Raw genomic sequence first — 18,490 nt, forward strand, 5'->3', positions numbered from 1 at the left:
GCCCCGACGCGACCCCTCCCCGCCAGCCATAGGCCATGCCCTGGCTGATGACGAAGGCCATGTTCGGCCCCGGTGACAACAGCAACAACAGTACGGCACCGATGAAGATCGATAGGGTCGTCCAGTCCGGCATGCTTGCGCGCTCCTGCGGGAAAACCGGTAGATTAGGAGCCCTTCCTGATACAAACAAAAAACTGTTCTAGATACACCGGGAGCCCAGCAATGCGCCGCACTCGCTACAAGGCCATCGTCGATGATTTCGCCCTGCGCATTCGTGCCGGGCAATTGCCGCCCGGCACCCAGTTGCCCACGGTCCGGGCGCTGATGGCCAGGGAGCGGGTAGCCCTGGCCACCGCCTTGCGGGTCTACCAGGAGCTGGAAGCCATTGGCCTGGTGGTGGGCGAGGCCGGGCGCGGGACCTTCGTGCGCGACAGCAGCCTGTCCCGGGGGATGGGCCTGGAGCAGCAACCGGCCAAGGACTGCGAGGTGGACCTGTCCTTCAACTACCCGGCCCTGCCCGGCCAGGAACAGAGCCTGCGTGAGGGCCTGCGGGCCATCGCCGCCTCCGGCGACCTGGATGCCCTGCTGCATTCCGCTCCCCAGGGCGGGCGCCTGCATGAACGCCAGACCGCGGCCCGGCACCTGCGCAATCGCGAGATCCGCGTCGGCGCCGAGCAGGTGCTGATCGTCAATGGCGCCCAGCAGGGGCTGGCGGTCAGCCTGCTGGCGCTGCTGCGGCCCGGGGATGTCATGGCGGTGGACGCCCTGACCTACCCGGGCCTCAAGAGCCTGGCCCTGGTCCACCGCCTGGACCTGGAACCCCTGCCGCAGATCGATGGCCTGACCGACCTCGACGCCTTGGAAGAGCTGTGTCGCCGGCGGCCGGTGCGCGCGCTGTACTGCATGCCTACCCTGCACAATCCCCTGGGCACGGTGCTGCCCCTGGCCCAGCGCCAGCGCCTGGTGCAACTGGCCCGCGAGCATGACTTCTGGCTGATCGAGGACGGGGCCTATGCCTTTCTCGCCGAACCGGCGCCGCCACCACTGCAGACCCTGGCGCCGGAGCGCACCTTGTACATCTCGGGTTTGTCCAAGAGCGTCGCCTCGGGGCTGCGCATCGGTTTCATCGTCGCGCCCCCGACGTTGATCCCGGCCCTGGAACGAGCGATTCGAGTGTCCAGCTGGAGCACCCCGACCCTGACCGTGACCCTGGGTTGCCTGTGGATCGAATCGGGGCTGGTGGACAACCTGGAAGAGCAGAAGCGCCACGACGCCCGCCAACGCCAGCAACTGGCTGCCAGGGTGCTGCAAGGCTGCGATTACCTGGCCAACCCTTCGTCCTACTTTCTCTGGTTGAAGCTGGAGGAAGGGCGCCGGGCCGACAGCGTGGTGGCGGCCCTGGCCCGGCAGAAAGTGACCGTGACCTCGGCAGATCCCTTCGCCACCACGACCCACACGCCCCAGGCGTTGCGCCTGGCCCTGGGTTCGATCAGCCTGGCGCTGCTGGAACAAGCGCTGCACAAGGTGCACAGCGAAGTTACCCGTTGACCGACCGGAGCCTGGCCGTTGCGAGCTCCGGACACATGAAAACCCGGGCGAAAAAAAACCCGCCGAAGCGGGTTTCTTTCAAGACCATCATGACATCCTGTCTGCAGCATCCGTGCTAATGGTCGATCTTCCGTGATCCTGAAGCGCGTCCTGCGCTGCAGTTGTGGGAAGAGATATTAAACACGCACCCGGGTAGGCAGAAGGCGCATTGAAATACAGCGCGTGTAGGAAATTGGCTACAGCACACCTAGGCAATCCCTTAGGCCATCATGCCAGCGCCTGAATCGCCAGGGCCGCCAGCTGCAATTGGTGGCGGACACCGAGTTGATGATCGTCCTGGAGGAACCAGGCGGCAGACAGGCCACTGAAGGCCAGCACCCACTGCACCAGCCGCCGGGGTTCCAGGTTGGCCGCTTCGGCGATTACCTGTACCTGGCGCTCGAAACGCAGGGGATCGGTAGCGCTGGGCAGGTCCGGATTGCAGATCAGGTTGGCGAAATCGAAACAGCGTTCGCCACGAACCCGCTTGGGATCGATCACCAGCCAGCCACGCTCGGCGAAATCCAGCACGTTGTCGTGGTGCACATCGCCGTGCAGCACCACTTCATCCCGAGGCGTGGCGAGCAAATGATCGGCCATGGCCAGGCTCTCGACGAACAAGCCACCCTGGTGCTGCGCCGCCTCGCGCAGGTCCTTGAACCAGTGGTCCAGCGCCAGCAAGGGTGGCCGGGGTTCAGGCCGCGGCGCATGCAGGCGCGCCAGGGTGGCGCAAACGATCCGGCTCACCGCATCGTGCTCGCCAGCCAGGGCCATGCGCATCAGCGACCCCGGCCCCATGGCCCGCTCCATCAGCAGGGCAACGTCTTGCTGGGCGTGTACCCGCGCCGCGCCCTCGCCATCCCACCAGGCCATCAACCGGTTGCCGGCTTGTTCGTCTTCATCCAGGGCGATCTTCAGCATCGCCGGGGCGCCAGTCTCCAGGCGCACCGGCAACAGGCGACTGCCGGGGGTGACGATGGGTTCGCCATCGGCCAGCAGGCGCCAGCGTTCAATGTAGGTTGCAAACACAACAGCAGCTCCGAGCGACCAGCGACAAGCTGCAAGTTTCAAACGGCGCCGGGCACCTGCGCAAGGTTGGCAGCCCGGCAATCATTGCTGGCGCAGGTAGTTCTCGATATTGGCCATCTGCTCGTCCCAACCGCGGCTGTTCATGCGAAAGGCCTTGAGCCGGCGTTCGGCGGGAATGGCGTCGAACCCCGACTCACTGACCCGCAGCAAGGTGCCTTCGGGGTGCTCGTCCAGCTCGAAGCACACCAGGGTGGTGGGCTCGTTCGAGTAGTCATGACCCGGCTCCACGGCGTAAGGGTGCCAACGGAAGGAGAACAGCTCCTCGGGCAGCATCTGCTGCACCTGCAACTCCAGCACCAGGTGTTCGTAGCCGGGGTAAGTGATGGCGCCACGGGCCTGTTGGCCCGGGGCGAAATGCTGGCCGGCGAGCGTCACGCCGAACCAGCGACCGAAGCTCTGGGCCTCGCTCAACGCGGCCCAGACCTGCGACGTACTGGCCTGGAGCAGCACTTTGCGTTCGATACGATCTGAAGAATTCATAAGCCACCTCCAGTGATCAACACTAGACCGCCCTGGGTCCAGCGCAACCGTCAGTTGCTTGCGGAGCGACCCGGCGGCCCTGGATAAAAATGCTAATGTCACCCACCCAACGCTTTCGCAAAGGACCTGCTATGCCCCTCGCCCTCCTCGACCGCTATCGCGGCAGCCTGCTGGGCCTGGCCTGCGGCGATGCCGTCGGCACCAGTGTCGAATTCAAGCCCCGCGGCACCTTCCCACCCGTTACTGACCTGCAAGGTGGCGGACCGTTCAACCTCAAGCCCGGCCAGTGGACCGACGACACCTCGATGGCCCTGTGCCTGGGGGAAAGCCTGCTGCGCAAGGACGGATTCGATGCCGCCGACCAGATGGGCCGCTACCTGAACTGGTGGCAGTGGGGTTATCTGAGCGCCACCGGCGAATGCTTCGACATCGGCATGACCGTGCGCCAGGCCCTGGCCGACTACCAGGAGCATGGCCAGCCCTTCGCCGGTTCCAGCGATCCCTATACCGCCGGCAACGGTTCGCTGATGCGCCTGGCGCCGGTGGTGCTGTTCTTCTACCCCGACCTGGGCCGGGTCCGGCAGTTCGCCGGCGACAGCTCGCGCACCACCCATGGCGCCGCCGAGGCCATCGAATGCTGCCAGCTGTTCGCCAGCCTGATCGCCAGGGCCCTGGCCGGCGCCTCCAAGCAGGAGCTGCAGGTGGTGGAGGACATACAGTTCGAGCAAGCCAAGGTGGCGACCCTGGCTCGTGGCAGCTACCTGAGCAAGGCCCGCGAAGAGATTCGCGGCAACGGTTATTGCGTGGACTCCCTGGAAGCCGCGTTGTGGTGCTTCCAGCACAGCGACAACTACGCCGATGCGGTGCTGGCCGCGGCCAACCTGGGGGACGATGCCGACACCACCGCCGCCATCGTCGGCCAACTGGCCGGAGCCTTCTACGGCATCCAGGGCATACCCGGGCACTGGCTGGCCAAGCTGCACATGGGCCAGGAGATCCGGGCCATGGCCGATGACCTGCTGGCCGCCGCCCAACGCCAAGCGCCCGCCCGGCCGTTGCACGGCAGTTGCCTGTGCAAGGCCGTGCAATACCAGGTCGAGCGCCTGGACATGCCCATCGGCCACTGCCATTGCCAGACCTGCCGCAAGGCCCACGCCGCTGCCTTTGCCTCCACAGCCGGGGTAATGCGCGAGCACTTCCGCTGGCTGTGTGGCCGGGAACACCTGAGCAGCTACGAATCGTCCCCCGGCAAGCTGCGGCACTTCTGCTCGGTCTGCGGTTCCCACCTTCTAGCTGAACGTGCAGGACAACCCCATGTGATCCTGCGGGTAGCGACCCTGGACGATGATCCGGGGCAGACGCCGCAGATGCATATCTGGACCTGCCACGATGTGCCTTGGCTGGCCCATGCAGGCCTGGACAGCTGGCCCGAGTGGCAACCCGGCCGCGACTAGACTGCGATTCTTCCCACTGACCGATTGCGAGAACTTCCATGCGCCCAACCCTGATCCTGTTCCTTGCGCCCATGCTGCTGGCGCCATTGGCCCATGCCGGCGAGTGCAGCGACGCTCCCGACCAAGCCGCCCTGAGCCAGTGCGCCAGCCTCGAGTACCAGACTGCGGACAAGGAGTTGAACAGCCTGTACCAACAGATCAGCCAGGGCCTGAAGAACCAGGCGCAAACCAAGCAGCGGTTGGTTGGCGCCCAGCGCGCCTGGGTAGCGTTCCGCGATGCCGAGTGCGGCTACGCCACCTCCGGCGTGGAAGGTGGCAGTCTTTATCCGCTGGCCTACAGCCAGTGCATGACCGCACTGACCAAGGTCCGGGTGGAGAACTTCAAGAACTACCTGAAGTGCGAGGAAGGTGACTTGAGCTGTCCGGTGCTGGGGCTGTAGCGGGCGCCGGTCTCCAGCCTCGCGGGAATGTGGCCCGGCGCGGCACGCTGTACCGGTGGTTTTCTTTGCAATTGGACCTTGCATTTCTCCGTCGCCGCCGCAGAATCACCCCGCCCTGCCTGGCCGTTTGCGCAGGCAGTGCAATTTCCCCCTATTGCAAAGGAACCTTTGTTCATGGATAGAAGCGCCAGCGCCCGTCTCGGCTCGCTGATCCTCTCGTTGTCTGCTCTGGCCCTGACCGGATGCAAGGAAGAATCCAGTCCCAAGACCGTGGCTGCCGCGCTCGCCCCGGCACCTGCCGCCATGGTGATCCCGGTGTGCGCCAACGGCGAATGCGCAGTGCTGGACCAGAACGGCGCAGTGCTGGTCGGCGCCGACAACGACTACGACGCGGTGGTCACCCTGCCCCTGGACAAGAGCTTCCTGTTCGCCAAGGACGGGACCTGGAACCTGGCCAGCGCCGACGGCAAGCAGATCCTGCTGGCCAACTTCACCGACGACCTGCGGCCATTGACCCCCGGCTACTTCGGCTTTGGCCAGGACGACAAGCTGGGCATCATCGACCAGAGCGGCAAGCAGGTGCAGCCACCGCGCTTCGACGACTTGTACGTGGGCGGCCAGGACGACTTCATCGTCTATGAGCTGAACGAGAAACGTGGCCTGCTGGATGCCAAGGGCCAGGAGCTGACCCAGGCGCTGTATGACAGCAGCGTGGTGCGCGACGACTTTGCCAAGCGTGGCTGGTGGATGACCGCCGAACGCGGCGAAGAAAAATGGGCGTTCAACCTCAAGACCCACGAGCAGAAGCAGGTCGAGTTCGACAGTATCGACAGCGCCGCCAATGAACATCTGGTGGTCAGCAACGAACAGGGCAAGTCCCTGGCCGATGCCCAGGCCCGCCTGGTGGATCCTGCCCGCTACTACTGGCTTGGGGTACCCGGCGAAAACCGCGTGGCCTTCCGGGAAAAATACGACACTCCATGCGGCTACCTCGACCTGCAAGGCAAGGTCGTGATCCAGGCCCGGTTCAGCACCTGCGAAGTGTTCGGCCAGCAGGGCGCGCTGGTCACCGCACAGGCCGCCGAAGGCGAGCACGGCAAGATCGGCATGATCGACCCGCAGGGCCAATGGAAGGTGCAGCCGGTATACGACTCGGCGGAACCAGCGGGCTTCAGTCCTCTGGGCCTGTTCCCCCAGGTCCCGGGGCTGAACCAGGTCGGCGTGCTGCAAAGCGCCTTCACCGCGACCTTCGGCATCTTCGATGTGGACAAGGGCGTCGAGTTGTTCAAGCCGACCTACAGCAACATTGGCGCGATCACTCCCGAGCTGTTCGTCTTCAGCACGCCCGACAGCCCGACCAAGCCGGTCACCCTGTTCGGCGAAGCCACCAAGATCGCCACCGTCGGCCTGATGGACGCTAGCGGCAAGGTGCTGATGGAGCCGGGCCAGTACGTGGACATCCGCCTGGACAGCACCGGTCACTACCTGCTGGCCAGCGAAGACACTTCGCCGCTGGCGACCGTGGCGTTGCTGGACCTGAAGGGCAAGCGCCTGATTTCCAGCAAGTGGCAGGAACTGGTGGTCGATGAAGCTCGTGGGGCGATCTTCGGTTACGCCGTGGAAGGCGTGGGCGACGACCAGACCCGCAGCCTCAAGGCGCTGTACCGCCTGGACGGCACCCCGAGCTTCCAGGTGACCCAGGTCGACTGTGGCGCCGAGCAGGTCCTCGATGGCCAGGGCAAGGTGCTGTGGCCAACCAATCCGCAGGATCACTGCCCACAGCCTGACGACGACGGCCCAGCCGAAGGCTGAGCCCGGCCCGAGCGGCCACGGCTGCGATCAAGCCTGCTAGGATGCGGGCTTGATCGATTCAGCCAACAGGCCCGGATGGGCCCGACAGGAACTGTCTCCCATGCTCAACGCTTTGCTCTTCGACCTCGACGGCACCCTGACCGACACCGACGCCTTGCACCTGCTGGCCCTGCAACAACTGCTGCTGGAGGAAGAGCAGCGGGTCTTCAGCCACGCGCAATTCATGGCCCATGTCAGTGGCCAGGCCAACGCCAACATGTGCCGTTACCTGTTCCCCGAGCGTAGCGTGGCCGAACACGAAGCCTTCGCCGAGCGCAAGGAGCAGCGCTTTCGCCAACTCTCCCCGCAACTGACGCCGATCCCCGGCCTCCTGCGCCTGCTGGACTTCGCCGAGCAACAAGGCATCGGCACCTGCGTGGTGACCAACGCGCCCCGGGCCAATGCCGAACACATGCTCCAGGCCCTGGGCCTGAGCCAACGCCTGCCGATCGTACTGGTGGCCGAGGAACTGCCCCGGGCCAAGCCCGATCCCCTGCCCTACCTGCGCGGCCTGCAAGCCCTGGATGCCACGGCCGGCCAGGCGCTGGCCTTCGAAGACTCGGTCCCCGGGTTGAAAGCAGCGGTGGGCGCCGGCATCTGCACCTTCGGCCTGGCCACCAGCCAGCGGACCGAGACTTTGCTGGATGCCGGTGCCCATCGGGTGATCCGCGACTTCGACGATCCGCAGTTATGGGCCGAGATTCATCGACGGCTCGAACAGCCGGCCTGAAGCACGGTCCTCGGCAATACTGCAAAGGGTCGGGAGATAGCAGGTAAAGGAGACAGGAGAGGAAGCGGCCAGGGGAAGGGAGGAAAGGGTGCTCGCCCATCACTTCGACCATGGCATCTTAAGTCGAAGCCCCCCTTTGGCTGGGCGAGCAGGTGGCCATGTTACGGAGGCGCCGGGGATGGCCCTATCGGATAAATCCGAAAAGGTTGTGGGATTGTGGAAAAAACTAAGGCGTTTTTTCTTGGGCGCGACCTTTTTTTCACGGCCCTTTCACCTCGACGCCCGTAGATTGGGGCCACTCCTTAACGAATCCCATTTGGCCCGCCCCTGGTGGGCTTTTTTTTGCCCTGGACTCAAGCAACGGCTCTGCTGCAACTAATCAGCTAAACAGGCTTTTGTTATCGCGAATTAGACATCCGGCCTTATGATGGACGCCCTCGTCCCTGTTGCCGGAGACACCCCGTCCCATGTCCGACCTGCTTGTGGTTTCGTCCATCGATAGCCTGGCGGTGCCAGTCACCAGCATTGCCGTGGATTATCCCAACGGCCACGTGATCCCCTCCCACAGCCATCCCCGTTCGCAGTTGGCCTATGCCATCGAAGGTGTGCTGGTGATCGACACCCAGTCCGGACGCTGGGTGGTGCCGCCCAGTCGTGGGGTCTGGCTGCAGGCCGGGGTCGAGCATCGGGTGCGCATGCGCGGCGCGGTGCGCATGCGCAGCCTGTTCGTCAATGTCGACGCCATCAGCGGTTTGCCCGAGAACGACTGCGTGATCGAAGTCTCGCCCTTGCTGCGAGAGTTGATCCTGGCCGCGTCCCAGGTCGATGAGCACTACCAGGCCGACAGCCGCGACGGCCGCCTGATGCGCTTGATCCTCGATGAGATGCGCTCGCTGCCGGTGCTGCCGTTCAGCCTGCCCTGGCCCCAGGAGCCACGCATGCTCCACGTCTGCCAGGCCCTGGCCGACGACCCGGCGGACAACCGCACCGCCGAGCAATGGAGCGACCGCCTGGCCATGAGCGCCAAGACCTTCCACCGCCAGTTCCAGCGCCACACCGGCATTACCTTCGGCCGCTGGCGCCAGCAGGCGCGGTTGTTGATGTCCCTGGAGTGCCTGGCCCAGGGCATGCCGGTGGTGCAGGTGGCCCTGCAACACGGCTACGACAGCCAGAGTGCCTTCGCCGCCGCCTTCAAGCGCCAGTTCGGCACCCCGCCATCGGAGTTCTATCGCTGAGCGCTCAGGCCCGGCGCAGCAGCAATCCGGCCAGTACGCACAGCAACATCGCCGCCCCGGCCAGCAGGAAGGCATCGCTGTAGGCCAGCAACAAGGCGTCGCGGTGCAGCACTCGGTTCATCAGTTCCAGGGCCTGTCGGCGCAGGGGCGCGGCCGCCGCCGAATGCAACGCGCTGGCGTAGTCCAGCGGTGCCTGGGCGAGCATCCGCACCCACTCCACCAGGCGCTCCTGGGTGGCTTGGGCAAACAGGTTCACCGACTCGCCGATGCGCTGGCCATGGAACTTCTCACGCTCCACCACCACCTGGCTGGACAGGGCGATGCCGATGGCGCCACCGACGTTGCGCACCATGGAGAACAGCCCCGAGGCAGAGCCCACCTGGTCCTTTTCCATACCCTGGATGGCCATCACCCCCAGTGCCACCACCACCAGTGACTGGCCGATGCCACGGATCACCAGCGACGGCACTATGACGTTGACCGAGGCATCGGGGTTCAGGTGCATGTTCATCAGGCAACCGATGCCGGTGATGGCAAAGCCGGCGACGATGATGGTCCGCGCGCTCGTCCAGCGCATCAGGTGCGGCGTAGCGAAGGACATGGCGAACTGCACCAGGCCGTAGGGAATCATCATCAGGCCGATCTGCCGGGCGTTGTAGCCGTGGATCTCGGCGAAGTAGTTGGGCACCAGGAACACCACGCCGAACACCACCGCACCGAAGGTGAATTGCATCAGGCTGGCGATGCCGAAGTTGTAGCGGGCCAGCAGCCGCAGGTTGATCAGTGGCTGTGGGCGACGCAGTTCGATGACCGTGAAGGCCAGCAGGCCGACACAGGCCAGCAGCGCGCAGTTGACGATGAACGACGAGGCCAGCCAGTCATGGCGCCCGCCCTCCTCCAGCATGATCTGCAAGGCCGCCAGGCCCACCGCCATGCTCGCGATACCACCCCAGTCGCCCTGGCGCAGCTTCTCCAGGACCATGGGCTGCGGGCGCACCGACCAGCCGATGGCCGCCAACAGCAACAACCCCGGCGGCACTTGCAGGTAGAAGATCCAGCGCCAGGAATAAGCATCCGTGAGCCAGCCGCCCAAGGACGGGCCCGCCGCCTGGGCGACGTTGTTGGCCACCGCGAACAGCGCCATGCCCAGGGGATGGCGGGCCGCCGGCAGCTCGGTGACGATCAGTTGGAACGACAACGGAATCAGTACGCCGCCAAAGGCTCCTTGCAGCACCCGCGCCAGGATCAGGGCGTGGATGTTCGGCGCCAGGGAACAGGCGATGGAGAACAGCACGAAGCCGGCGGTGCCGACCATCAGCACCCGGCGCATGGAAAACACCGAGACCAGCCAGCCGGTCATGGGGATGATGATGATCTCGGCCACCAGGTAGGCCGTGGTGATCCACGAGCCCTCCTCGAAGGTGGCGCCCAGGGAACCGCGCACGTCCGGCAGCGACGCGTTGGTCACATGCACGTTCATCCCGGCCATGAAGCAGCCGACCACGCTGCCCAGCACCGCGACCCAGGTGCGCAGGCTGATCGTTGGCGCTGTCTCGGCCGCTGGTTCGGCCACGCGTTGGGCACTAGTCATGGCGGGTATCCACGGTCACCACCACCGACATGCCCGGGCGCAGCTCGGCCTGGCGCGGCTGCCCGGGATCCAGGTGGATGCGCACCGGCATGCGCTGCACGATCTTGGTGAAGTTGCCGGTGGCGTTGTCCGGCGGCAGCAAGGCGAATTGCGCACCGGAGGCCGGGGCGAAGCTGTCCACCCGCCCGGTGAGCACCTGGCCCCCCAGGGCGTCGACCTCGACCCGTGCCGCCTGCCCGGGACGCATGCCCTGGACCTGGGTTTCCTTGTAGTTGGCCACCACGTAGGCCTCCCGGGGCACCACCGCGAGCAGCGGCGCGCCGACTTCCACATACTGCCCCGCGCGCAAGGTGCGTTGCCCGGCAATCCCGGCCACCGGGCTGCGCAGCTCGGTACGGGCCAGGTCGATACGGGCCAGGCGCAGTTGGGCATCGCTGCGGGCGACGCCGGCCTCGAGCTTGTCCAGCTGGGCCCGGGTACTTTGCTGCTCGGTATCGAGCACCGCCACCTGCTGGCGCCGTGCAGCCAGGTTGGCGCGGGCGGCGACCAGCGCGGCATCGGCCTGGCGCGCCAGGGCATCGGCGCTTTCCAGTTGCTGCACGCTGCTGACCTGCTGGCTGGCCAGGTGCCGTTGCCGGCGGTCTTCCTGGCCGGCGCGCAAGGCCTCGGCCTCGGCGGCGCCGACCCGGGCCCGGGCCTCGTCGATCAAGCTTTGCTGTTGTTGCTGGCGCGCCTGCAGGTTGGCCACCCGGGCTTGCCCGGTGCGCCATTCGGCGCGGGCCTCGCGCAGCATCGCCTCGGCCTGCTCGACCCGGGCCGAATAGTCGCTGTCGTCGATCCGGGCCAAGAGGTCGCCAGCCTCGAGCGCTTGGTTGTCACGCACCTCGACGCTGGCCAGGTAACCGGCCACCCGGGGCGCGATGGTGACGATATCGGCCCGCAGGTAGGCATCGTCGGTCGCCACCAGGAACCGGCCGTCGAACCACCAGTACAAGCTCCAGGCCAGGATCGACAACAGGCCCAGGGTCAGCCCCGCATACAACGCCAGGCGGCGCCGGGTCAGGCCGGGGACAGCGGGAACGGGGGTGGTAGCGGTATCGGTCATTGCGGGGACTCGCCAGTGGCTGGAAGGGAAGAAGCTCGCAACCAAGAGCTGCGAGGGGACAATGCGCGGCGCCCAGGCTCCACCTTGGGCAGGATCACCGGCGGGGCCTCGCGCCAACCGCCACCGAAGGCCTTGAACAGCAGGACCTGGCTGTCGATCAATTGGGCATCGGCCCGCGCCGCGGCAGCCCGGGAGGCCACGTCGGTGCGCTGGGCATCGAGGTAGTCCAGGGCGCTGGAGGCCCCGGCAGCCCGGGCCAGGCCGGCCAGGCGCAGGGCCTCCTGGTTGCGCTCGGCCGCCAGCTGCAGGTCTTGCTGGCGTTGGCCGGCGGCCTGGTAGTCGTTCAGGGCCTGGCGCTGCTCCTTGAGAGCCCCGAGGATGCTGCGGTCGAACTCGGCCAGTGCCGCGCTTTCCCGGGCATCGGCCTGGGCGATGCGGGCACGCACCGCGGTGAAGTTGGGAAAGCTCCAGGACAGCAGCGGGCCCAGGCGCCAGACCGAGGCGTCGCGCTCGTCGAAACCGCTGGGATGATGGGCCGAACTGGCGATCCCCGCGCCGAGGCTGATCCGTGGATAGAGATCGGCCCGAGCCACACCGATACGCGCCGTGGCCGCTACCAGCCGGCGCTCGGCCTGGCGCACATCGGGGCGCCGGCGCAGCATGGCCAGGGCATCGCCACCGGGCAGGCTGGCAATCAGCGCCGGCGCCTGGCGACAGGCTTGCGCCTGGACCGGCACATCCCCTGGCAGGCGCCCCAGCAGTACCGCCAGCTCGGCCAGGGCCCGCTGGCGCCCGGCCTCCAACGGCGGCACGGCAGCGCGCACCTGGCCCACCAGGCCCTCGGCCCGGGCCACGTCCAGGGGCAGAGCGGCACCGGAACGATGCAGTTCGGCGGTCAGGTCGCGCCCCTGCTCCACCAGTGCCAGGGACTGGCGCGCCACATCCAGGCGCTGGCCATAGCTGCAGGCTTGCAACCAGGCGCGGGTGGTTTCGGCGGCCACCACCACCCGCAGGCCATCCTCGGCGGCCCTGGCGGCTTCGGCATCGGCCCGGGCCGCCTGCTCCAGCCCTTGCAGGCGTCCGAACAGGTCCATCTCCCACTGCACGTCCAGGCCGATGCCGGAGCGGGTGCCGGTGCGGATTCGCCGGCTGTCGCCCAGCGCCGCCTCCAACTGGTCATCCGCGGTGCTGCCGTAGCCAGTGTTGGCCGACAACCGGGTCTGCGGCTGGTCCAGGCTATCGGCTTCACGCAGCAGGGCCTTGGCTTGCAGCAGGTTGGCCGCCGCCACCCGCAGCTCGCGGTTCTGCCCCAGGGCTTCCTGCACGGCGGCGTTCAGCGCCGGGTCCCGGTACAACCGCCACCACTGGTCGTCGGGCTCCGGGGCCGCGGCTGACGTGGCGGGCAGCTGCAAGGTGGTGTTCGGCGGCCGTTGCGGGCCGACGCTACAGGCGCCCAGCAGGGCGCACAGGGCCAGCACGGGCCCACGATGAATAGGCATGAGGGGTACTCGATGGTTCGATGCACCCAACTTTAAGAAGGCCCCTGACGACCGTCTAACGAGAACTTCCTTTTAACTATCGCAAAATGGTCATTCTCTACCGTTCGTCCAGCGCTGCGCTATCGAACTGGTATCCCGAAGCTGCCCCAAGGCTGTCGCCCGGCTGAACGAACATGCGCCAGTGCAGCCGCTCCACGGGGCCGTGGATACACTTTGCAACTCCTCCCTCCCCTCCTTTCGATCGATCGCCATGACCGAAGACTTCGAAGTGCCCAGCCCCCACGAAAAGCATGTGGAACACGTAAGCGAACAGGCCCATGCCCGCAATGACAGCTTCGCCAGCAAGATCGCCGTCACCACGGCGATCATGGCCACCCTCGGTGCCTTGCTGAGCTACCAGGCCGGCTCCAGCGAGAGCCTGGCGGCGATGGACAAGAACAACGCGGCGATGAAAAAGACCGAGGCGGCCAACCAGTGGAACTACTACCAGGCCAAGTCCAGCCGCCAGAACCTCGCGGAGCTGGCAGCCCACATCCCCGGGGTCGACGCCAAGCACTACAGCATCGAGGCCCAGCGCTACCAGAAGGAAAAGGAAGCCGTGCGCCTGAAGGCCGAGGCCCTGGAAGCCCAGGCCCAGGATTGGGATGAGCAATCCGAAGCCACCTTGCACCAGCACCATCGCTGGGCCCAGGCCATGATGGCGATCCAGATCGCCATCTCGATGGCAGCCATCACCCTGCTGACCCGCAAGCAATGGCTGGCGCGCCTGGCCTATGGCACGGCCGGGGCCAGCGTGCTGCTGGGCTCGCTGGCCTGGCTGCACATCTAGCCGCGCACCGGGGAATCCTCGAGGGCTGCCTGCGTTTGCCAAACCGCCCCCCAACCAATTCCGCCACGGGCCGACGCAGGACCGGGCCGCTCATGGCAATGGGCCAGCCCGCCCGGCGAACGGCTGCTACGCTCAGCGCGAGCCGGATCGTGCCTGCCTGTGCTCCTGGCTCATCGACCTTTCCCCCCTCAAACCACCAAGAACCTTGAGGAACGCATCATGGGATCAAATGGAAATGATCATGACTACATCCAGTGCGGATGCCACAACCCGGTCTGGGAAGCGCTGAAGCACAGCCTCGACCCGGCCCGCTACATGGCCGGGCTGCCCCGCGAAGCCCATGGCCCGCTGCAAGAGCCGGACGGCGCATCCATCGTCTTCACCAATGGCACCATCTATCCGCTGCGCGAGGGCAACATGGACGATCGGGTCGAGGCCCTGGGCATCCATGCCGGCGACGTGGTGGCCGTCGGCACCCTGGCCGAGGTCAAGGCGCGCATGCAGGACTTGAAGCTCACCTATACCACCCAAGACCTGGGCGGCAGGACCTTGCTCCCCGGCCTGGTGGAACCCCACGCCCATATCGTGCAGAGCTGTGCCATGGATGGCTGGCTGAACCTGGGCGCCATCGTCAATGACGTGGATACCGACCCCGACAGCCAAACCTTCAACCACGACGAGCGGCAGAACCAGCGACTGCGCCCCGTCTATGACTGGAACTGGCTGAAGACCACCATCCAGGCCCGGTTGCCCAAGGACGATTCGACCTGGATCCTCGGGCACATGGTCGATCCGGCGCTGATGCCGTTCAAGGTGGTGCCCGGGGGCCAGAACCAGCTCATCACCCTGGGCTGCGGCTTCGACGAAGAAGTCGGCAACCTGGACAGCATCGACAAGCTGCACCCGATGCTGCTGGTCAGCGCCTCGATGCACACCGCCTACCTGAACAGCGCCGCCAGCGAACGGGTCACCCAGGCCGGGATCACGGTCACTAACGGCACGGTGCAGGAAGAGGATGTGCTCAAGGCGATCCTGGTCATTCCCCTCAAGCAGCAACTGGAGATGCTCAACATCTTCAAGCGCCTGGAGCACTACTTCGCCACCGCCGCGCAGCGCGGTATCACCCTGTTGTACGACGCCATGATGGACCCCATCTCCAAGCTGCTGCTGGATGCCTATTTCCTCAACCATCCACGGACCCTGCGCATCGGCTACGCCGCTGCCTGCAACGGCACGCCCAAGAGCATCAGCCAGCTACCGGCCTATCAGGCGGCCACCCGCGAACAGGCCAAGCGCATGTACCAGGGCTCGGTGAAGCTGGTCTCGGACGGTTCCAACCAGGGGCTGACCGGTTACCAGACCACCGACTACTGCTGCAATGCCGGTACCCGCCCCAAGGGCAACTTCAACTTCTGCGATGAGGGCGAGCAGGATCCGCAAGACCTCCCCGTCGCCTACCAGGACCTGGTCCAGGCCGTCGCCGCCAAGGGCTGGCCGCTGATGATCCACGCCAATGGCGACCGGGCCATCGACTTCACCCTGCAGGCCTACCAGAAAGCCTTCGAGCAAGGTGTGGGCCTGAACAAGCGCCACCGCATCGAACACTGCTCGCTGCTCAGCGAAGATCGCCTCGAGACCATGGTCAAGCTGGGGCTGTCGCCCAGTTTCCTGGTGGGGCATGTCGGTTACTGGGGCTACGCCTTCCAGCAGGCGATCTTCGAGAATCGCGCCGACACCATGCTCGACCTGTGCCAGATGGCCCTGGGCAAGGATCTGCGGATCTCCCTGCACAGCGATTGCACGGTCACGCCGCTGGGCCCGCTGCGCTCGATGGAGCAGGCGGTGACACGCAAGATGGAAGGCCTGCGCCTGCCTGGGCAAACAGCCTATGTACGGGATCCACAGCAATTGCCGGTGCTCAACCCCGAAGAGTGCCTGACGCGTAAACAAGCGCTGAAGGCCATCACCTACGATGCCGCCTGGCAGTGCAATGCCGAAGCCTGGACCGGCTCCCTGGCCGAGCGCAACTTCGCCGACTTCGTGATCCTCGAGCAGGACCCGCTGGACGAAAACGTCCCGGCCACTAGCCTCCGCGACATCAAGGTGCATGAGACCTGGAAAGGCGGCCAGCGGGTGTACTCCAGCAGCGCCAGCTGACACCTCGGCAAGCCCGTTCCCGCAGCGCCGGCGATGGTGTTGCGGGACACTCGGGCCGTTGCAGATGGCAACACTCAGGCGAAGGTAAAGGCTCTAGCCAGGGGCGAGCGCCGTCCACTCGCTCCCCTGGCAAACACACAACCAGCGCCTGATCCGGTCAGCGGGTTCGGTCAACGGGTCCAGGCCGCGGCGTCGGCGAAGAAGGCCCGGGCGTTGTCTTCCAGGCTCTCCAGGTGATAACCGCCCTCCTGGACGATCAGGCATGGCAGCCCCAGGCCGCGGATGCGCTGGCCCAGGCTGGCGAAGCCGGCACGGGTCACCGCCACCTTGCTTTGCGGGTCCAGCTCGAAGATGTCGAAGCCCAGGGACAGCACCAGCACCTGGGCATCGAACGCCCGTACCGCGGCCAGGGCCTGCTCCAGCCGCGCGAGGAAATCCTCTTCGCTGGCGCCGTGGGCCATGGGCAGGTTGAGGTTGTAGCCCTGGCCCGCGCCGCTGCCACGTTCCTCGGCAAAACCGGCGACGCCCGGGTAGAAGTTGGTGGGGTCGCCGTGCACCGAGACATACAGCACGTCGCTGCGCTCGTAGAAGATTTCCTGGATGCCCTGGCCGTGGTGCATGTCGGTGTCGAGCACCGCGACCCGGCTGTATCGCTCCCGCAGCACCTGGGCGGCGATGGCCGCGTTGTTCAGGTAGCAGAAGCCACCGGCAGCCTCGGCCCGCGCATGGTGCCCCGGCGGGCGACACAGGGCGTAGGCCGCCGGTTCGCCATCGAGCAGCGCCCTGGCCCCGGCGATGGCGCTCTGGGCCGACCAGTAGGCCGAGCGCCAGGTCCACTCGCCCACCGGGCAACTGCCGTCGGCCAGGTAGCGCGCGGCCTGGGCCAGGACACCACGCAGGGCATTGGGCTCACGCACGAAGATGTTGGACATGACCTCTTCGCCCCAGTCCTCGGGGATGTCCTTCCAGCGCCGATGGGCCTGTTCGAGAAACTCCAGGTAGGCCGCACCATGCACCGCTAGCAAGGGTTGCAGGCCGGCATCCAGCGGTTGCTCCAGGGCGAAACCCAGGATGTGTACCGCTTGCACCAGGCGCCGGGCCCGCTCGGGCACTTCCTGGGGCGTGCGCATCTGGCCCCGGGAGAAATAGCTCCGGGGATGGTGAAGCAATTGTTCGGGGTGGAAAAAACTGCGCATGCAAGGCTCCTCAGGCGACCCGGCCGGCACGGGCCAGCACGGCGTTAAGCAGGACATCGGCGCCCTGGCGCACGTCCTCGGGCAAGACATCTTCGGCTTCGTTGTGGCTCAGGCCGCCGACACAGGGAATGAACACCATGGCGGTCGGGCAGTAACGCGCCAGCAGGATCGCATCATGGCCGGCGCCGCTGACGATGGACTGCTGAGGGTAGCCCAGGCCGTCCACCGCCTCCTGCACCGCTGCCACGCAGTCGGCGTCGAACGGCGTGGCCGGGCTGACCCAGTGACGGCTGATGCGTACCTTGAGCCCCCGTTGCCGGGCGATGTCCTCCAGGCGCTGCTGGACCTGTTGCTCCATGGCGGCGATCTGCTGGTCCTGGTGATGGCGCAGGTCGACGGTGAATTGCAGCAGGCCGGGAATGGTGTTGCGCGAGGATTTGGCGATGCTCAGCTCACCCACGGTGGTCAGTCCCTCGGGAGCGAAATCGGCGGCCAGTCGCTCCACCGCCAGGATCATCTGCGCCGCACCGTAGAGGGCGTCCTTGCGCAATGGCATCGGCGTGGTCCCGGCGTGGGCGGCCATGCCTTCGACCTCGATGTCGAGCCAGCGGATGGCCTGGCCACCACTGACCACGCCGATGCTCTTGGCGTTGTCCTCGAGGATCGGTCCCTGCTCGATATGCGCTTCGAAGTAGGCATCCACCGCCCCGCCCAAGGGCCGCTGGCCGGCATAACCGGTGCTCTGCAAAGCCTGGGCGACACTGATGCCCTCGGCGTCGCGCACTGCCAGCGCCGCTTCCAGGGCCATGGCCCCGGTGAACACCGCCGAGCCGAACATCGCCGGGGTGAAGCGCGCTCCCTCTTCGTTGGTCCAGACCGCCAGCTCCAGCGGCTTGCGCGTGACAATGCCCTGGTCGTTCAGGCTGCGCAGCACTTCCAGCCCGGCCAGCACCCCATAGACCCCGTCGAAACGGCCGCCTTCGGGCTGGGTGTCCAGGTGGCTGCCGATCATCACCGGCGCAGCCTGTGGGTCTCTCCCGGGGCGCCTGGCGAACAGGTTGCCGATGGGATCGACGCTCAGGTCCAGCCCGGCTTCGCGGCACCAGTGGGCGAACAGTTCGCGACCGGCCTTGTCTTCCTCGCTCAAGGCCAGGCGGCAGCTACCGCCACGGGCGGTGGCGCCGATCTCGGCCATGGCCATCAGGCTCGCCCACAGGCGTTCGCCATTGATCTTCAACATCTTCAGG

The 18,490-nt window shown here is 66.3% G+C and carries 15 protein-coding genes and 2 pseudogenes; 9 read left to right on the forward strand and 8 right to left on the reverse strand.

The annotated features are described in order from the left end of the window. Positions 1-133 (reverse strand): annotated as a pseudogene (locus tag AC3WK8_RS30775) (LysE family translocator); the annotation flags it as partial. Between the two features lie 89 nt (positions 134-222). On the opposite strand from AC3WK8_RS30775, the gene AC3WK8_RS30780 reads away from it, so the two are divergent. Continuing rightward, complete coding sequence (locus tag AC3WK8_RS30780) at positions 223-1,548, forward strand: aminotransferase-like domain-containing protein (RefSeq protein WP_103326916.1); 1,326 nt, start codon at positions 223-225, stop codon at positions 1,546-1,548. Between the two features lie 267 nt (positions 1,549-1,815). Here AC3WK8_RS30780 and AC3WK8_RS30785 read toward each other — a convergent pair whose 3' ends face one another. Then, positions 1,816-2,616 (reverse strand): aminoglycoside phosphotransferase family protein, encoded by an 801-nt coding sequence (locus AC3WK8_RS30785; RefSeq protein ID WP_085600627.1) that lies wholly within the window; start codon positions 2,614-2,616, stop codon positions 1,816-1,818. Positions 2,617-2,697: 81 nt separating this feature from the next. After that, a complete protein-coding gene (locus tag AC3WK8_RS30790; protein WP_022639856.1) occupies positions 2,698-3,156 on the reverse strand; it encodes an SRPBCC family protein in 459 nt (152 codons plus the stop codon). A 131-nt stretch (positions 3,157-3,287) separates the two neighbouring features. Here AC3WK8_RS30790 and AC3WK8_RS30795 point away from each other — a divergent pair. The 6 genes and pseudogenes from AC3WK8_RS30795 to AC3WK8_RS30820 form a co-directional block, all read left to right on the forward strand. Next, positions 3,288-4,190 (forward strand): annotated as a pseudogene (locus AC3WK8_RS30795) (ADP-ribosylglycohydrolase family protein); the annotation flags it as partial. A gap of 21 nt (positions 4,191-4,211) precedes the next feature. Then, positions 4,212-4,610 carry a GFA family protein gene (locus AC3WK8_RS30800; protein WP_442964165.1) on the forward strand — a complete coding sequence of 133 codons (399 nt, stop codon included), beginning with the start codon at positions 4,212-4,214 and terminating at the stop codon, positions 4,608-4,610. Between the two features lie 38 nt (positions 4,611-4,648). After that, positions 4,649-5,050 carry a lysozyme inhibitor LprI family protein gene (locus AC3WK8_RS30805; RefSeq protein ID WP_103326912.1) on the forward strand — a complete coding sequence of 134 codons (402 nt, stop codon included), beginning with the start codon at positions 4,649-4,651 and terminating at the stop codon, positions 5,048-5,050. A gap of 174 nt (positions 5,051-5,224) precedes the next feature. Beyond that, positions 5,225-6,862, forward strand: coding sequence for a WG repeat-containing protein (locus AC3WK8_RS30810; protein ID WP_103326910.1), 1,638 nt, complete (start codon positions 5,225-5,227; stop codon positions 6,860-6,862). A gap of 100 nt (positions 6,863-6,962) precedes the next feature. Beyond that, positions 6,963-7,631: an HAD family hydrolase gene (locus tag AC3WK8_RS30815; RefSeq protein ID WP_103326907.1), complete on the forward strand. Its 669-nt coding sequence runs from the start codon at positions 6,963-6,965 to the stop codon at positions 7,629-7,631. A 467-nt stretch (positions 7,632-8,098) separates the two neighbouring features. After that, positions 8,099-8,866, forward strand: a complete 768-nt coding sequence (locus AC3WK8_RS30820) for an AraC family transcriptional regulator (protein ID WP_022639861.1) — start codon at positions 8,099-8,101, stop codon at positions 8,864-8,866. A 4-nt stretch (positions 8,867-8,870) separates the two neighbouring features. Here AC3WK8_RS30820 and AC3WK8_RS30825 read toward each other — a convergent pair whose 3' ends face one another. From AC3WK8_RS30825 to AC3WK8_RS30835, 3 genes are read right to left on the reverse strand one after another with little or no spacing between them, the layout of a single operon-like run. After that, positions 8,871-10,457, reverse strand: a complete 1,587-nt coding sequence (locus AC3WK8_RS30825) for a DHA2 family efflux MFS transporter permease subunit (protein WP_022639862.1) — start codon at positions 10,455-10,457, stop codon at positions 8,871-8,873. Beyond that, positions 10,450-11,562 carry an HlyD family secretion protein gene (locus tag AC3WK8_RS30830; RefSeq protein WP_103326905.1) on the reverse strand — a complete coding sequence of 371 codons (1,113 nt, stop codon included), beginning with the start codon at positions 11,560-11,562 and terminating at the stop codon, positions 10,450-10,452. The genes AC3WK8_RS30825 and AC3WK8_RS30830 overlap by 8 nt, the downstream gene beginning before the upstream one ends. Then, positions 11,559-13,061, reverse strand: a complete 1,503-nt coding sequence (locus AC3WK8_RS30835; protein ID WP_103326903.1) for an efflux transporter outer membrane subunit — start codon at positions 13,059-13,061, stop codon at positions 11,559-11,561. The genes AC3WK8_RS30830 and AC3WK8_RS30835 overlap by 4 nt, the downstream gene beginning before the upstream one ends. Before the next feature lie 250 nt (positions 13,062-13,311). On the opposite strand from AC3WK8_RS30835, the gene AC3WK8_RS30840 reads away from it, so the two are divergent. Beyond that, complete coding sequence (locus AC3WK8_RS30840) at positions 13,312-13,890, forward strand: DUF4337 domain-containing protein (protein ID WP_085600610.1); 579 nt, start codon at positions 13,312-13,314, stop codon at positions 13,888-13,890. A 219-nt stretch (positions 13,891-14,109) separates the two neighbouring features. After that, a complete protein-coding gene (locus AC3WK8_RS30845; RefSeq protein WP_103326901.1) occupies positions 14,110-16,047 on the forward strand; it encodes an amidohydrolase in 1,938 nt (645 codons plus the stop codon). Between the two features lie 170 nt (positions 16,048-16,217). Here the strand turns inward: AC3WK8_RS30845 and AC3WK8_RS30850 are convergent, their stop codons facing one another. Both AC3WK8_RS30850 and AC3WK8_RS30855 read right to left on the reverse strand, forming a co-directional pair. Continuing rightward, positions 16,218-17,243 carry a histone deacetylase family protein gene (locus AC3WK8_RS30850; RefSeq protein ID WP_103326899.1) on the reverse strand — a complete coding sequence of 342 codons (1,026 nt, stop codon included), beginning with the start codon at positions 17,241-17,243 and terminating at the stop codon, positions 16,218-16,220. A 10-nt stretch (positions 17,244-17,253) separates the two neighbouring features. Next, positions 17,254-18,483, reverse strand: a complete 1,230-nt coding sequence (locus AC3WK8_RS30855) for a Zn-dependent hydrolase (RefSeq protein ID WP_103326897.1) — start codon at positions 18,481-18,483, stop codon at positions 17,254-17,256. Between the last annotated feature and the right edge of the window lie 7 nt (positions 18,484-18,490).

Source organism: Pseudomonas sp. FW507-12TSA, assembly GCF_058781435.1.

What these genes read in the sequence shown, in the direction of transcription:
- AC3WK8_RS30820 (WP_022639861.1), top strand. Translation starts at nt 8,099, where the DNA reads ATGTCCGACCTGCTTGTGGTTTCGTCCATCGATAGCCTGGCGGTGCCA.
- AC3WK8_RS30835 (WP_103326903.1), bottom strand. Translation starts at nt 13,061, where the DNA reads ATGCCTATTCATCGTGGGCCCGTGCTGGCCCTGTGCGCCCTGCTGGGC.
- AC3WK8_RS30825 (WP_022639862.1), bottom strand. Translation starts at nt 10,457, where the DNA reads ATGACTAGTGCCCAACGCGTGGCCGAACCAGCGGCCGAGACAGCGCCA.
- AC3WK8_RS30790 (WP_022639856.1), bottom strand. Translation starts at nt 3,156, where the DNA reads ATGAATTCTTCAGATCGTATCGAACGCAAAGTGCTGCTCCAGGCCAGT.
- AC3WK8_RS30805 (WP_103326912.1), top strand. Translation starts at nt 4,649, where the DNA reads ATGCGCCCAACCCTGATCCTGTTCCTTGCGCCCATGCTGCTGGCGCCA.
- AC3WK8_RS30845 (WP_103326901.1), top strand. Translation starts at nt 14,110, where the DNA reads ATGGGATCAAATGGAAATGATCATGACTACATCCAGTGCGGATGCCAC.
- AC3WK8_RS30810 (WP_103326910.1), top strand. Translation starts at nt 5,225, where the DNA reads ATGGATAGAAGCGCCAGCGCCCGTCTCGGCTCGCTGATCCTCTCGTTG.
- AC3WK8_RS30850 (WP_103326899.1), bottom strand. Translation starts at nt 17,243, where the DNA reads ATGCGCAGTTTTTTCCACCCCGAACAATTGCTTCACCATCCCCGGAGC.
- AC3WK8_RS30855 (WP_103326897.1), bottom strand. Translation starts at nt 18,483, where the DNA reads ATGTTGAAGATCAATGGCGAACGCCTGTGGGCGAGCCTGATGGCCATG.
- AC3WK8_RS30830 (WP_103326905.1), bottom strand. Translation starts at nt 11,562, where the DNA reads ATGACCGATACCGCTACCACCCCCGTTCCCGCTGTCCCCGGCCTGACC.
- AC3WK8_RS30780 (WP_103326916.1), top strand. Translation starts at nt 223, where the DNA reads ATGCGCCGCACTCGCTACAAGGCCATCGTCGATGATTTCGCCCTGCGC.
- AC3WK8_RS30840 (WP_085600610.1), top strand. Translation starts at nt 13,312, where the DNA reads ATGACCGAAGACTTCGAAGTGCCCAGCCCCCACGAAAAGCATGTGGAA.
- AC3WK8_RS30815 (WP_103326907.1), top strand. Translation starts at nt 6,963, where the DNA reads ATGCTCAACGCTTTGCTCTTCGACCTCGACGGCACCCTGACCGACACC.